We start from the raw sequence: 12,898 nt of genomic DNA, 5'->3' as shown, positions 1-12,898 counted from the left end.
GCCCCCACCCCCCGGGGGGGGGGGTCGGTGTCGGCCGGGGCCCCGCCGGGGGCCGCGGGGGGGGCCCCCCGGCGGCCCGCCCGCCCGGCGCCCCCCCCGCCCGCCTCCGTGGTGTCCGGCGAGCGGCGTGCTCCGCCCGAACGACCTTGCCCACAGATCGCCCGATCGGCCGTTTTCGCAGGTCAGCACGGTGTGTCTGACAGGCCGTGAGGTCTGTTCGGATGGCGGCGTCGCTTGCGGGCAGTCGCGGCCCATGGCTGGCTGGTTCCGGCGGGGCCGACCGGTCGCCGCCGCTTCTGAATCTCGAACTCCACGGAGAGAACCATCATGCGTGCTGTCAAGCGTGTCCTTGCCGTCGCCGCCCTCACCACCCCGCTCGTGATCGGCTGCGCCGGCCTCGCCTCGGCCACCGAAGGCCTGGACGCGTCCTTCGGTCAGGGCTTCTTCACCGCCAACCAGAACGGCGCCGGCTTCGGCGCCAACCAGTCCACCGTCAGCCCGGACGGCCTCTCCCACGCCACCGCCTGGACCTACGCCGACAACGAGGGCATCAGCGGCTCGTACACCGGCGCGGGCGCCGTGTGGAACAACGAGTGACGAACCCCGCATCGCCGGAGTCGTGAGGCCCTCACAGCTCCGGAGCGGTTGGACGGCCGGTCGACCAGGAGGTCGGCCGGCCGTTCCCGTGAAGGAACCGCGGGTCGCGGGGGAAAGGCACCACATGGCGCAGGTCGGCAAGGCCGCGGAACCGGCGCGGCGGGCGTGGACGACGAACCGGCCACCAGCCGACACGGCCGTCCTGATGGCCTCATGCTCGCCATCGCCCCGGTGGGCCCGATCACGGCCCCGCGGTCGATCACGGGCAGCCCGCCCGGGCATGGCGGTGAGCGCCCTGGGCATGGCCGTCGCGTTCCTGATGACGATGCTGACGACCGTGGCCGCACTGCTCGCGCTCGCGGCCGCCACCGGTACGGCCGTCCTCGTCGCCCTCCGCCGGACCCGCCGGGCCGGTCGGGCCGCGCGCCCGTCGTCCGGAGAGCCGCTGAAGGTCCGCTGAGGGCGGCTCACTCCTCTCCGGCCGGTCGCGCGGACTGGACGGGGTACGGGAAACCGGCCGCGCCACGGCCCGGTTCGACGGCGACGCGGAGCCTCCGTGAAAGACCCGCGAGGACCCCTCGGCGACCGCGGAAAACAGAACAGCCGGTCGACCCGAAGATCGACCGGCTGCTCACTGTGCGCGAGGGGGGAGTTGAACCCCCACGCCCTTTCGGGCACTGGAACCTGAATCCAGCGCGTCTGCCTATTCCGCCACCCGCGCATCTGGGTGATGAGGAAAACTATAGACCATCCGGAAGGGTGCCTCTGACCACCCCCCGGCGAACGGACGGGGCCGCCCCAGGGTGGGGGCGACCGCCGCCCGGTCGCGCTACGGGGCCGGGGCCCGGAGCTGGCGGATGAGGTAGCCGAGCCAGGCCTGTTCGAAGGCCTGCGCGAGCTGCGACTCGGGGGCGAACAGGTCGAAGGCGTGGTAGGCGCCGGGGTACAGGTGGAGTTCGACCGGGACGCCGTGGGCCCGCAGGCGCGTGGCGTAGTCCAGGTCCTCGTCGCGGAAGCAGTCGAGTTCGCCGACCGCGATGAAGGCCGGCGGCAGCCCGCCGAGGTCTTCCGCGCGGGCGGGGGCGGCGTACGGGCAGACGTCGCCGGTTCCGGCTCGCTCGCCCAGGACCGCCCGCCAGGCCAGGAGATTGGCGGAGCGGTCCCAGATGCCGATGTCGGTGATCTCATGGCTCGACGCGGTCCGGTTCCGGTCGTCGAGCATGGGGTACATCAGCGCCTGGAAGAGCGGCGCCCGGCCGCCGCGGTCGCGGACCAGCAGGGCGGTGGCCGCCGCGATCCCTCCGCCGCCACTCTGGCCGGCGATCCCGATCCGGGCGCCGTCCAGGCCCAGGGCCCCCGCCTCACGGACGAGCCACCGGTGGCCGGCGTACCCGTCCTCGGCGGCGCCGGGTGCGGGGGTCTCGGGAGCCAGTCGGTAGTCGACGGCGGCGACGGCGCATCCGACCCGCGCGCACAGCCGCTTGAGCCAGGGGTCGTCCTGGGCGGCGAAGCCGAGCACCTGCCCGCCGCCGTGGAACCAGAGCAGCACCGGCAGCGGCCCGCTCGCGGTCGTGGGCCTCAGCAGACGGATCGGCACGTCGGGGCCACCGTCCGGCCGCGCCGCGCGGTGTTCCTCCACGGTGACCGACGGGTCGTCGGGGGCGTCGGCGGCGCTCGCCTCGGCGAAGGCGCGGAGCGTCTCGCGCGTGGCGGCGATGTCGGTCAGGTCGAACACGCCGTTGGGGGTCATCGGAACGTCAGCGAGGGCCCGGCCGAGTTCCGGGTCGATCCGCAGGCGGGGAACGGACCTCGTCGTGTCCGCTGCCACGGCCGCTCAGGCCCCGAACTCGTCGATGACGACCACGCCGGTAGGCCCGTACGTCTCCAGGGCCTCCAGTACCGAGCCCGCCTCGTGGAGGCCGACGGTACGGGTGACGATCCGGCCGGGGTGGAGGCGTCCGGCTTCGATCATGTTGAGCATCGTGCCGAACCGCTGGCCCTGCATGCCGAAGGCGCCCAGGAACTCCAGTTCCTTGACCATCATCACGTCGACCGGCAGCGCGACGTCCCCCCGCTCCGCGCCGGTGGTGTGCCCGAGTTGGAGGTGGCGGCCGCGCGTGCGCAGCGAGAGCACGGAGTTCCGACAGGCCTCGGCGATCCCGACGGCGTCCACGGACACGTGGGCACCACCGCCGGTGAGGGCCTTCACCGCCTCCGCCGGCTCGTCCGTCGCCGCGTTGACGGTGTGGACGGCCCCCAGGGCGCGCGCGGCCGAGAGCTTCTCGCCGTCGATGTCGACCGCGATGACGTTGGCGCCGGTCGCCGCGGCGATCTCCACCGCGGACAGGCCCATGCCGCCGCCGGCCCCGTACACCGCGACCCACTCCCCGCCGCGGACCCCGGCCTGGTCGACGATGCCGTGGAAGGCGGTCATGTAGCGGCAGGCGAGGGCGGCGACGTCGACGAAGCCGACGGACTCCGGCACCCGGACGAGGTTCACGTCGGCGAAGCGGACCATGACGTACTCCGCGAAGGCACCCCAGTAGGAGACTCCGGGCACGAGCGAGTCCACGTGCTCGCACACGTGCTGGTTGCCACTGCGGCACATCTCGCAGGAGCCCTCACCGGGGTTCATCGGGAAGATGACGCGGTCGCCCTCCCGCCAGCCCCGGACGTCCCGGCCGACCTCCACGACGGTGCCTGCGAACTCGTGGCCGAGGACGAACGGCGGCTCGACCCGCGGCCCTCCCGTCCAGAACTCCGCCGCCCACAGCGCCCAGTCGGTGCGGCAGATGCCGTTGGCCCCGACGCGCACGATCGCGCCGTCCGGCGGGCAATCGGGGTCGGGCACCTCGCGGACGGCGAGGGGCTCGTGGAGCTCTTCGATGACTGCGGCGCGCATGGACGCCACCTCCTCAGGGTTTGTCCACCGGTTCAAGCGGTGGACTTGGACGCTATGTGCTCGCCGCGCACTGCGTCAACCACCTAAAGTGGTGGACATGAGCGATGGGGACGGCCGACGAGAAGGGCGCCAGCGCGCCAAGACCGACTTCCGGTTCGACGACGCGCGGCTGTGCTTCGCCTTCTCCGGCACGCTGGCCGACCGCGGCAAGGAGGTGCGGGTCGAACGGCTGGCCCGACCGGAGGACCTGAGCCGCTGGTGCGTGGAGAGCGGCTGCACGACGGCCGCGCCGGCCTGCAGCGAGGCCGACCTGGACGGCGCCAGGCGACTCCGCGAGGCGGTCCAGCGGATCGGCCTCACCCTGGCGGAGGGAACGACGCCCGCACCCGGGGACGTCGACCTCGTCAACCGCGCTGCCGCCGCGCCGACTTCGGCGCCCGTGCTCTCACCCGACGCGGCCACCGTCCGCTGGCACGGGGACGACATCGCGGCCGTACTCTCCATGGTCGCGCGGGACCTGATCGAACTCTGCGGATCCGACCAACGGACGCGTGTCCGCATCTGCGGGAACCCGGCGTGCGGAACACCGTTCGTCGACACCTCCCGTGCGGGGGCACGGCGTTGGTGCTCGATGAAGACCTGCGGCGCCCTGGTGAAGAAGCGGGCCTACCGGGCGAGGAGCCAGGCGACCACTGAGGGCGAAGAGGAGGCTGCGTCTATCCGATAAGCGCACCCGGATGAGGTGTTTTCTGGACAGCCCTCACGGGACCTCTCGGGCCACCCTTGGTACACACACTCTGCGCCGCCGGTACGGCGCACGCCAACGGGAGGGAATCCTCAATGCGCAAGCTCGTCACCGGCCTGGCCGTCGCCGGCCTGCTGTTCGCCGGCTCCGTCGCCACCGCCGGCACCGCCAACGCCGCCCAGCCCGGAGCGACCTGCAGCGGATACTCCACCTCCGAGCCGCTGCTCCGGCCGAACAGCACCGGCGCCGCCGTGCAGGCCCTCCAATGCGAACTGAACCTCTCGATCAACCCCAACCAGGGCTACCAGCTCAACAAGGACGGCGTCTTCGGCCAGGCCACCCTGAGCGCCGTCTACAAGTTCCAGAGCTGCGTCGGCCTCGCGGTGGACGGCGAGGTCGGCCCGCAGACCTGGGCGAAGCTGGACTACTGGAGCAACGCGAGCGGCTGGGCCTGCTGACAGGACTGGTCAACGCATCGGGGCGGGGCACCGGCGGGTGCTCCGCCCCGAGGGCATTGAGGGGCTGGATCAGCCTTCGAGCGGCAGGCTGCCGGTGCGGACGGCCTCGACGAAGGCTTCCCAGGCGGCGGCCGGGAAGACGAGTGCCGGGCCCTGCGGGTCCTTGGAGTCACGCACCGGAACGAGGCCGGGGAATCCGGGGGCTACCTCGATGCAGTTGCCGCCGTCGCTGTTGCTGTAGCTGCTCTTCCGCCAGGCGGCCACGGCGAGCTCGATGCAGTTACCGCCGTTGTCACCGCTGTGGCTGCTCTTCCGCCAGATCAACACAGCTCGCTCCTCGGGGAGTTCTACGCCGGGAAGTCGCCCTCACGGACGGCCGCAACGAAGGCTTCCCAGGCAGCGGCCGGGAAAACGAGCGCCGGGCCCTGCGGGTCCTTGGAGTCACGCACCGGAACGAGGCCGGGGAATCCGGACGCCACCTCGATGCAGTCCCCGCCGTCGTCCCCGCTGTAGCTGCTCTTCCACCAAGCGGCTGCGGCGAGCTCGTTGCTCATCATCTCTGTAACCCTCCAGCGCATCGGCGATCAGCTGTAGCGAGTCAGCCTCTGACAGGCATTCGGCCCGGAGCTGATCATAGCGACGCTGGTGCTTGGCCACGGTGTCGGAAGCATCACTCAGATGACCTCGGTCAAGGCTCTCCGAGTAGACCCAGCGCTCTCCGTCCGGCAGCTCCAGCAACACCATGGCTGTCTTGACGAAGGTCCGCCGGTTCGAGAACGGCGCCACCTGAATGATGACGTTCGGGAGCTGCGCCACCCGCAGGAGATGCTCCATCTGACGCCTCATCACGCTCGGCCCACCCACGGCCGTGCGGATGGCACTTTCATCGAGAATGACGAGCAACAGCGGCCCGTCGGGCGCGAGAAAACGACGCTGCCGACCGAGTCGGGCGCGGATCCGCTCCTCGATCTCCCCCGCGCTCAGGACCACAGCGCCGTTGGCGAAGAGCGCATGCGCATACTGCCTGCACTGCAACAGGCCGTGAATCATGCTGTCCTGGTACACCCGCAACGCAACCGAGACCGCTTCAAGATCCGCGCGCTCCTGGAACCAGTCCGGGTGATCGATCGCCACGTTCCAGTCGACCCGCCCGTACAGCCGCATCAGCAGGTCACCGGCGTCCAGCAGCTGCCCGATCTCCACGACCTCGTCGAGAGGCGGCTTGCGTCGCCCACCCTCGGTCCGTGAGACCACCGTCCGGTCGAGGTGGAGCAGCTTGCCCAACTCCTCCTGGGTGTAGCCCGCTTGCTCGCGCGCGTAGCGGATCTCCTCGCCGAACATGATCGCGGAGCTCGCCGTCGGTCCTCGCTGCTTTCGCCGTGTCATCACCACTCCCACCTGTGCGTCACGTGCCCAACACGTGGATTTGGACGCAACCGTACCCCCGCAGGCCGATCATTGACACCGGAAAGCGATCATCTGCGTGCGCAGCGTGAACTTCGCGCCCCACTCGCACGCCCCTCCGCCCCCTTCGAGGTGCCCCATGCTCACTGCCCGTCGCCCCCGCATGTTCGTCGCGCGCCTCGACTCGCGGACCGAGTCCACGCCCCTCGCGCGCTACCTGCTCCGGGCGTACCTCTCCGGGCTCCCCTCGGGCGAACGGTACGGCGACACGGCCGAGTTGCTTCTCGGTGAACTGTTCGCCAACGCCGTCCAGCACTCGGATGCCCCCGACGAGAGGCACATCGAAGTCCGCTTCTCGCTCGTTAACTCCCGCCTGAGGATTGAAGTCCACGACGCCGGCACCACCCACCCCGCCCTCCACGCCCCCACCCCCGACGACGAACACGGCCGCGGACTCTTCCTCGTCAACGAGCTTGCCGAACGCTGGGGCAGCGCCTCCCGCCCGGACGGCGTCGGCAAGTTCGTCTGGGTCCTCGTCGCTCCCGTCCCCACCCCCGTCCTCGTCACCGTCTGAAAGCCCGAACCCCCATGAATCTCGCCACCCTCGCCCGCCACACCCTCTCCCGTGGCGCCACCCCGGCCGCCACGTACGCGCTCATCGCCCGGCTCGGCCACCAACCCCTGATCTGTGCCCGCGCGGTCTGCCTGGCTCTCGACATCCCCCACGCCGAAGCCACCCGCCGCCTCGACGACTGCTACGACGCCCTCCTCGCCGACCCCCGCCCCAACTCCGAGGACGACACGGGCGAACTCCTCGAAGCCCTCGGCGTCTTCGACGTCCCCAAGAGTCTCGACACCACCGAACTCGCGGTCGTCGACCTCTTCCTGGCCGCCATCGAGGCCCTGGGAGGGATTCGCCCGGGTCACCAGCACGGCCTCCAGCGCTGGTTCACCACCGGCAACCTCACGGCGGCCTACCTCTCCCTCACCGCCACCCACCCCCTCCCCCGCACCGGCGACCCGGTCCAGTACTGGAGCACCCTCACCAGCGCGGGCGAGCTCCTCACCGCCACCCCCAACCCGGACCCCCGCCTCAAGCTCGCCCTCACCCACTGCCGCACCCAGGCCTCCACCCACCCCTGAACCCCGCCGCCTCCCCCAGCACCCAGCGGACACCGAATGCGCCGGCCCCCACGCGCCCCGCGCAGGAAGTCGACCCCGCCGACTTCCTGCGCACCCCGGCGAGCAGCAGTCGCCGGCTCCGCCGCACGAACGGGCGCTCAGCCAGCACAATGAGGCCGAACCGCACGTACGGACGAGAGGCCCCGGGCATCCATGCTGAACCCGCTCGCTGCGCCGGACGCGGTGGAAGCCGCAGCGGAACCCCTTCTGGACCTGCTCCAGGACTGCGACCACGAGCCGTTCATCGAACTGCTTCATGTGGTCCCCGTGGCGGGGGTGACACCCGGTCATGACCGGATGCAGGGTCTCGCTCAGGCCGTCTACGACGCCGGCGGCTGGGGCAGCGGATACCAGGTGACATCACCCGTACCCCCGTTCACATCACCCCGGGCCTGGCGGGGCATTCTCCGTCGACAGGTGACCGACGGGTTCATGCAGCCCGCCAACAGGTGGCCGGCAGCCAACCTGCGCACGCCCGACGAGATCCGGCGGGCCGGCGAACTCGCCGATGGCGTCGCGGACCTCATCGAGGCACACCTCGGTCCCGTCCGAAGCTCCGGCGATGTCGGAGGCCCGCACTCGTCCTACACCTGGTGGCGCAACCTGCTCTTGGTCAGCGACAGTTGGGCCACGATCCTGCATCTCGCGATCAGCGACTGACCAACCACCTCTCCTCCGGCACCGGCCACCCTCCGGTTTCCTGGGGTCGCGTCCTGCGGAGTGGCGCAGCGGATCACCCTGGGGCGGTGTTCACGGTCACCGCCAGGCCCCGGGAAGCACTGCGCCCCGCACCGGAAGTCAGCCCCGCCGACTTCCTGCGCGTTACCTCCGACCGGAAGCCGAGCAGCTGCCCTGCCCGCTTCCCGGGCGTGTGACTACCTGGGGCGGGACCCGCTGTACAGGTCCATGTAGAACACGTACTGCATCAGTTGCTGCAAGGTGTAGAACGTGCGCTCAAAGCCCGCCTGGCCCTGGCCGACCGTGACGGGAGGGACGCCCGCGTTGTTCATGACGCGGTACACCCAGTTCGACAGTGCGGCCCAGTTCGTCTCCAGGTTGACGTTCTCCACACCGATCTGGGCGTCGCTGTGGTTGCGGATGTTGCCGCGGATGTTGTCGAAGATCCGACCGAAGCGCGCCGCCTCCGAGGTGGCCTGGATCATCATGATGATGGAATCACCCAGCGTGGCCCAGTTGCTGCCGGTGCTCTGGAGGAGGTGGATGTTGCGCACCTGCTGCAGGGCGTTCTGGAGCGCGGGTCCGGTGATCCGCTGATTCTGCCTGCTGCCGCCACCGGGGAGGTTGTTGTAGTTGCCGGTGAAGGGAAGGGTGTTCGCATTGACGCCCAGGGTCCGGTTGAACCGGGCCCTCTCCGGCGCCGCCGGATTGTCCTCCCTGAAGACCCAGTGCGTGCCGCCGACCTGGTAGAAGCCGGCCACGTACAGGTTGTGCGGCCAGATGTAGATCGCGCCCTGGTACATGCCGTTCCGGTTGATGCTGATCTGGATGAGCTGGTCGTTGTCCGCCACGACGGTCTCGTCCAGGTCGGTCCTGAACCAGTCGTGACTGCTGAGCTCGTGGAGCCGGCGGATCACCTCGTAGTACCGAGCGTGTGCCGAATCGCCGCCGCCTCCCAGGTCACTGATGTCCCAGTCGATGTTGGTGAGACGGTTGTTCGTGTCGGCGTGCGCCGCGGGCGACGTCATGCCCGTGAGCCCGACCGCCAGAGCGAGGGCGATCATCACACCGACCAGTCGGCGGAGCACCCTTGCCGGTGCACTGAGTTCGTTTGTCGTTAGCATGCGGGAATTCCTCGATGGTGATGAGACGGGTCGTCAGCGCGCCTCACCTGCCAGCGGTTTCCACACGCGACCGGCATCCACGACGCACTGCCAGCAGGCTAGGCAGCCGTGCGATCTCCGGATGACCCGTCAGAGACCAGGCACTTGACCGCCAGTGCACCACTCACCGACCTGCCGCCCCCCGGTGCGCGCGCAGCCCTAACCGTGCCGGGTGAACACCCAAGCGAGCAGGCTGGTCACGGTGGCACCGCCCGCCGCCGCGGCCGCGCCCCGGACGAAGTGCAGGACGACGGTGCGCCGCACGACCCGCCACCGGCGGCACCGCCGCCCTGCCCTACCGGTCCGACCCTGCGCACTACACCTGGCGAACATCGCGCCTCTCCTCCCCATGGACGGCCGCACCTCACGGCCCGTCTCATCAACCCTGGAGGCGGACAGCGACGGCGCCGCGCCGCATCGATGAGACCGGATGAAGCCGTAAGTCGGCTGCCGGGAACCAGTGTTCGCCTGACAGCGACGCACCTTCGGTCCATGATGAACTGACAGCAGCAGACAGAATCTGACAGCCCATCGAGGTGCAGCCCTGTGGCGGGAATCGTCATTCCGACCAACGAGAAACTTCCGCCCGGGCCACGAAGGGACCTGGTCGAGGCCCTGCACGGGCTGTACCGGGGCGCCGGCAAGCCCAGCCTCCGCGACATCTCCGACGGCATCAAGCGCCGCGACGCCCTGCCGACGACGGTGAGCCACGACACCGCGAGCCAGCTGCTGAACGGAGTGACCGTCCCCTCCTGGGCGAGGGTGGAGTCCATGGTGCGCTACCTGGCCGAGACCGCCGTCGGGCGGCAGAAGCCGGACCCCGAGGGCGAGGTCGAGCGCTTCCACCGACTCTGGCTCGCGGCCGACGACGCGGAACCGGCCGGGCCGGCAGAACCGTCCACGGCGGACGAGGCGCTGAGGGCAGATCTTCGGTCCGCCGATCCTGAGCGGCGAATCGCGGCCCTCTACCGCCTGGAACGACTGGCCTGGCGGGCCTCACCGGAGGAGCAGACAATCTCCGGCGAGTCATGGCGGTCGGTACTGACCGACTTCCTCCAGGAGGCCTGTCCGCGCGCGGTGCCGCCGGGTCCGCCACGCACCCCGCGCGAGGACGTCCAGTTGGCGCTCCTGGTTCTGGGGCGCCTGCCCGGCAGGTATGTCGTCAGCAGTTTCGCCCTGGCGGGGCTTGACCTCCGGACCTTGGTCTGGGACGGGGCATGGCTCTGGGACGCCGACCTGAGCGGAAGCCTGCTGTCGAACGGTTCCCTGCAGTCCACACAGCTCGTGTCCGCCCGACTCGTGGAGGCGACACTCGTCAACGTCGATCTGTGCTTCGCCGATCTCACCATGGCCGACCTCACCCGGTGCGATCTTTCCGGCGCGACCATGGCAGAGGTCAACATCTCGGAAGCGGACTTGTCCTACGCCGTCCTCTCGGGAACGCACCTGGCGGACGCCTCGGCCCGAAGCACCAGGTTGGACGGGTGCACAGCCGAACGCGCCGTATTCTCCGACGCGGACCTGCGCAGAGCCGGCTTCAAGGGAGCCGTCCTGACAGACTGCCAGTTCGACCGCGCCACGCTCACCGGAGCAGACCTCACCGGCGCGAAACTGAGCGGTGTCTCCTTCTCCGGCGCCGACCTCTCCCGCGCGCGATTCACCGAGAGCAGCCTGGATCAGGTACAGCTGACACGCACCCAGCGCGCCTCCATCAAGGTCGTACCCGACTCGGACTGAACCCCCGAGACGAGGCCGCCACCGCGCTCATGGCGCCAGCAGCTGCCCGAAGGTCTCCCGGTCGATGCTCTCCGCCTCCGACCGCCCGACCACCCGCCCGCGCACCTCCGGGTGGCTGCCCGTCCAGGTGCCGGCGCTCGCCTCGTCGGTGAAGAAGTTCAGCGCGTCACAGCAGGCCACGGCCGCCGGGCCGCCTCCGGGGCGCTGGCCGACGAAGACCACCGCGCCGGCCGGTTCCCAGCGCAGGGTGCCGTCGACCGAGGTGACGGTGACGGGCTCGCCGCTCACCGGGTCGGTGGAGGTGATCACCGCGTCCCGGTCGAGCATGGCCGGGATGCCCAGGGCGTCGACGGCGCACATCGACCACACCTCCACCCCGCCGGCGAGGCGGACCCGGTGCCGGGTGGGGACGGCGGAGAAGGGGTAGGCGGCGCGGATGTTCCCCGCCTCGTCCAGCGTGGCGAAGTCCTCGGCGGCCAGCTCGGCGAGCGCCTCCGGCGGCAGCGGCCCGCCTGGTGCCGCGTCCCGGCTACAGCGCGGCCCGGTACGCCTCCAGCCGGTCGGCCAGTTCCTCCGGGTGGCCGAGCATCGGGAGGTGGTCGCCAGGCATCTCGTCGGGCCGGAAGCCGAGGCGCTCCTCGACGTGGTGCCGCAGGAACGCGGGCGGGAAGAAGCGGTCGCCGGTGGCGAGCAGGAACCTGGTCGGCACGTCCGGCCAGGCCGCCAGCGGCCACGGTGTCCCGAACGGCTTCGGCGACTGCCGTCGCTGGTGCTCCGTGAGGAGTTCCTCGGCCAGGGCGGCCGGGGTGTCGTGCAGGAACAGGGCGCGCTCATCCTCCTCCGCGCCCTCCGGCACGCCCCTGCCGCGGTCGGATTCGCGGCGGGCCGGCCCGTAGCTGGTGTTCTCCCACCAGGCGCCCGGCGTCTCCCCGGGTGCCGGCACCTGGGCCTGGAGCATGACCAGCAGGTCCACCGGCACCCGCGCGCACACCAGCGGTCCGGTGAACCCGCCGAACGAGTGGGCGACGACCACGAGTCCGCCCGTCCGGTCGCCGATCGCCGCGACCACCGCGTCCGCGTACTCGGCGAGCCCGGCCGCGTCGTCGTCGCATGGCAGGACCGGCGCGAGCACCTCGTGTCCGCGCCCGCGCAACTCGGCGGCCAGCGGCTCCCAGCACCAGGAATCGGCGGCCGCGCCATGGATCAGAACGTACGTCGTCACGGATCACTCCCGCCCGGAACGGATCACTTCCGCATCGCACCCGAGCCTACCGTCCGATCCGCCCCCGAACGGCCGGTCGGCACCTGCATACTCATCCCAACGACCGTTCGCCGAGCGCCCGTTGGGGGAATCCCTTGTTCCGCGACACCCGCCCGCGCGGCATCCGCGTACCGACCCACCGCGAGACCGCCGAGGCGTGGGGCGAGCAGGTCGCCGCGCTCCGCGGCGCTCCGCCCGGGTGGTCCTTCCTGCTGGGGCGGCTCTCCTCCGACGGCTACCTCTGCCACCTGGACCTCAACTACCACCTGGACGGCGAGCTCGTCGCCGTCGTCCAGACCTCGCGCCCCGTCCCGGACGGCCACCGGGTGGGCTCCCTCACCACCCCGCAGTCCCAACTCTCCACCTTCCTGGCCAACTCGGACCGCCTCGACCCGCGCACCCACCTCGCCCCGCTCGACGGCCCGCCCACCCCGGGAGAGATCCTGCTCCACGGCGTCCCCGTCCCGGTCGAGGTCCACCACAGCCACGGCTGCCGCAGTGCCCTGCTCCCCCGGCTCCCTTCCCAGCAGGGCTACGTGATCGTCACCGCCACCACCGAGCACTGGGCCGCCGCCACCGACCTCGCCCTGCGGCCCCCGGCGGCGTTCTGAACGGGGCAGCGGGGCGACGCGCCGAACTCCCGGGCGTTTCACTCGAACAGAGGAAGAAGCGGCGCCGATTCAGACCTGACCGATCGTCACGAACGCGCCGACAGCACTACGTTCACGCCAAATGACCGCAGGGCGTCCCCGACCCGGCGGCACGGATGGG

Annotated in this window: 17 protein-coding genes and 1 tRNA gene; 9 read left to right on the top strand and 9 right to left on the bottom strand. The window is 70.9% G+C overall.

Going from position 1 to position 12,898, the window contains the following annotated elements:
• Positions 1–327 precede the first annotated feature (327 nt).
• Complete coding sequence (locus ACWDBE_RS08845; RefSeq protein ID WP_449792292.1) at positions 328–597, top strand: hypothetical protein; 270 nt, start codon at positions 328–330, stop codon at positions 595–597.
• Positions 598–877: 280 nt separating this feature from the next.
• On the top strand, positions 878–1,057 hold the full coding sequence (locus ACWDBE_RS08840; protein ID WP_449807577.1) for a hypothetical protein: 180 nt from the start codon (positions 878–880) through the stop codon (positions 1,055–1,057).
• Positions 1,058–1,234: 177 nt separating this feature from the next.
• Here the strand turns inward: ACWDBE_RS08840 and ACWDBE_RS08835 are convergent.
• The 3 genes from ACWDBE_RS08835 to ACWDBE_RS08825 form a co-directional block, all read right to left on the bottom strand.
• Positions 1,235–1,318: transfer RNA gene (locus tag ACWDBE_RS08835), tRNA-Leu, on the bottom strand.
• Positions 1,319–1,426: 108 nt separating this feature from the next.
• Positions 1,427–2,425, bottom strand: coding sequence for an alpha/beta hydrolase (locus ACWDBE_RS08830; RefSeq protein WP_449807576.1), 999 nt, complete (start codon positions 2,423–2,425; stop codon positions 1,427–1,429).
• A gap of 6 nt (positions 2,426–2,431) precedes the next feature.
• Positions 2,432–3,499: an alcohol dehydrogenase catalytic domain-containing protein gene (locus tag ACWDBE_RS08825; RefSeq protein WP_449807575.1), complete on the bottom strand. Its 1,068-nt coding sequence runs from the start codon at positions 3,497–3,499 to the stop codon at positions 2,432–2,434.
• A 97-nt stretch (positions 3,500–3,596) separates the two neighbouring features.
• On the opposite strand from ACWDBE_RS08825, the gene ACWDBE_RS08820 reads away from it, so the two are divergent.
• Both ACWDBE_RS08820 and ACWDBE_RS08815 read left to right on the top strand, forming a co-directional pair.
• A complete protein-coding gene (locus tag ACWDBE_RS08820) occupies positions 3,597–4,226 on the top strand; it encodes a CGNR zinc finger domain-containing protein (protein WP_449807574.1) in 630 nt (209 codons plus the stop codon).
• A 113-nt stretch (positions 4,227–4,339) separates the two neighbouring features.
• Positions 4,340–4,702 (top strand): peptidoglycan-binding domain-containing protein, encoded by a 363-nt coding sequence (locus ACWDBE_RS08815; RefSeq protein ID WP_449792297.1) that lies wholly within the window; start codon positions 4,340–4,342, stop codon positions 4,700–4,702.
• A gap of 69 nt (positions 4,703–4,771) precedes the next feature.
• On the opposite strand, the gene ACWDBE_RS08810 is transcribed toward ACWDBE_RS08815, so the two are convergent.
• From ACWDBE_RS08810 to ACWDBE_RS08800, 3 genes are read right to left on the bottom strand one after another with little or no spacing between them, the layout of a single operon-like run.
• Positions 4,772–5,026, bottom strand: a complete 255-nt coding sequence (locus ACWDBE_RS08810) for a DUF397 domain-containing protein (RefSeq protein ID WP_449807672.1) — start codon at positions 5,024–5,026, stop codon at positions 4,772–4,774.
• A 23-nt stretch (positions 5,027–5,049) separates the two neighbouring features.
• Positions 5,050–5,181, bottom strand: a complete 132-nt coding sequence (locus ACWDBE_RS08805) for a DUF397 domain-containing protein (RefSeq protein ID WP_449807573.1) — start codon at positions 5,179–5,181, stop codon at positions 5,050–5,052.
• The gene (locus ACWDBE_RS08800) at positions 5,144–6,043 is read right to left on the bottom strand and encodes a helix-turn-helix domain-containing protein (RefSeq protein WP_449807572.1); all 900 of its coding nucleotides are present in this window, start codon (positions 6,041–6,043) and stop codon (positions 5,144–5,146) included. Before ACWDBE_RS08800 ends, ACWDBE_RS08805 begins: the two co-directional genes overlap by 38 nt.
• Before the next feature lie 202 nt (positions 6,044–6,245).
• On the opposite strand from ACWDBE_RS08800, the gene ACWDBE_RS08795 reads away from it, so the two are divergent.
• From ACWDBE_RS08795 to ACWDBE_RS08785, 3 genes are all read left to right on the top strand, one after another.
• Positions 6,246–6,680: an ATP-binding protein gene (locus ACWDBE_RS08795; protein WP_449792300.1), complete on the top strand. Its 435-nt coding sequence runs from the start codon at positions 6,246–6,248 to the stop codon at positions 6,678–6,680.
• Between the two features lie 14 nt (positions 6,681–6,694).
• Positions 6,695–7,249, top strand: coding sequence for a hypothetical protein (locus ACWDBE_RS08790; protein ID WP_449792301.1), 555 nt, complete (start codon positions 6,695–6,697; stop codon positions 7,247–7,249).
• A gap of 192 nt (positions 7,250–7,441) precedes the next feature.
• Positions 7,442–7,948, top strand: a complete 507-nt coding sequence (locus tag ACWDBE_RS08785; RefSeq protein ID WP_449792302.1) for a hypothetical protein — start codon at positions 7,442–7,444, stop codon at positions 7,946–7,948.
• A gap of 215 nt (positions 7,949–8,163) precedes the next feature.
• On the opposite strand, the gene ACWDBE_RS08780 is transcribed toward ACWDBE_RS08785, so the two are convergent.
• Positions 8,164–9,090 carry a ribosome-inactivating family protein gene (locus tag ACWDBE_RS08780; RefSeq protein ID WP_449807571.1) on the bottom strand — a complete coding sequence of 309 codons (927 nt, stop codon included), beginning with the start codon at positions 9,088–9,090 and terminating at the stop codon, positions 8,164–8,166.
• Positions 9,091–9,675: 585 nt separating this feature from the next.
• On the opposite strand from ACWDBE_RS08780, the gene ACWDBE_RS08775 reads away from it, so the two are divergent.
• The gene (locus tag ACWDBE_RS08775; RefSeq protein WP_449792303.1) at positions 9,676–10,866 is read left to right on the top strand and encodes a pentapeptide repeat-containing protein; all 1,191 of its coding nucleotides are present in this window, start codon (positions 9,676–9,678) and stop codon (positions 10,864–10,866) included.
• A gap of 27 nt (positions 10,867–10,893) precedes the next feature.
• Here the strand turns inward: ACWDBE_RS08775 and ACWDBE_RS08770 are convergent, their stop codons facing one another.
• The gene (locus ACWDBE_RS08770) at positions 10,894–11,304 is read right to left on the bottom strand and encodes an alkylmercury lyase family protein (RefSeq protein ID WP_449807671.1); all 411 of its coding nucleotides are present in this window, start codon (positions 11,302–11,304) and stop codon (positions 10,894–10,896) included.
• 91 nt (positions 11,305–11,395) lie between these two features.
• Positions 11,396–12,088 carry an alpha/beta fold hydrolase gene (locus ACWDBE_RS08765; RefSeq protein WP_449807570.1) on the bottom strand — a complete coding sequence of 231 codons (693 nt, stop codon included), beginning with the start codon at positions 12,086–12,088 and terminating at the stop codon, positions 11,396–11,398.
• Between the two features lie 134 nt (positions 12,089–12,222).
• Between ACWDBE_RS08765 and ACWDBE_RS08760 the strand changes: the two genes are divergently transcribed.
• Positions 12,223–12,738 (top strand): hypothetical protein, encoded by a 516-nt coding sequence (locus ACWDBE_RS08760; RefSeq protein WP_449807569.1) that lies wholly within the window; start codon positions 12,223–12,225, stop codon positions 12,736–12,738.
• Positions 12,739–12,898 lie beyond the last annotated feature (160 nt).

It is taken from the genome of Kitasatospora sp. NPDC001132, assembly GCF_053598415.1.
Note: the sequence above shows the minus strand (reverse complement) of the source record. Positions and strands in the feature narration are given on the sequence as shown.

Bases quoted from the DNA above. Each gene is read 5' to 3' on its own strand.
- ACWDBE_RS08845 (WP_449792292.1), top strand. From the start codon at position 328: ATGCGTGCTGTCAAGCGTGTCCTTGCCGTCGCCGCCCTCACCACCCCG.
- ACWDBE_RS08840 (WP_449807577.1), top strand. From the start codon at position 878: ATGGCGGTGAGCGCCCTGGGCATGGCCGTCGCGTTCCTGATGACGATG.
- ACWDBE_RS08825 (WP_449807575.1), bottom strand. From the start codon at position 3,499: ATGCGCGCCGCAGTCATCGAAGAGCTCCACGAGCCCCTCGCCGTCCGC.
- ACWDBE_RS08820 (WP_449807574.1), top strand. From the start codon at position 3,597: ATGAGCGATGGGGACGGCCGACGAGAAGGGCGCCAGCGCGCCAAGACC.
- ACWDBE_RS08815 (WP_449792297.1), top strand. From the start codon at position 4,340: ATGCGCAAGCTCGTCACCGGCCTGGCCGTCGCCGGCCTGCTGTTCGCC.
- ACWDBE_RS08800 (WP_449807572.1), bottom strand. From the start codon at position 6,043: ATGTTCGGCGAGGAGATCCGCTACGCGCGCGAGCAAGCGGGCTACACC.
- ACWDBE_RS08795 (WP_449792300.1), top strand. From the start codon at position 6,246: ATGCTCACTGCCCGTCGCCCCCGCATGTTCGTCGCGCGCCTCGACTCG.
- ACWDBE_RS08790 (WP_449792301.1), top strand. From the start codon at position 6,695: ATGAATCTCGCCACCCTCGCCCGCCACACCCTCTCCCGTGGCGCCACC.
- ACWDBE_RS08785 (WP_449792302.1), top strand. From the start codon at position 7,442: ATGCTGAACCCGCTCGCTGCGCCGGACGCGGTGGAAGCCGCAGCGGAA.
- ACWDBE_RS08780 (WP_449807571.1), bottom strand. From the start codon at position 9,090: ATGCTAACGACAAACGAACTCAGTGCACCGGCAAGGGTGCTCCGCCGA.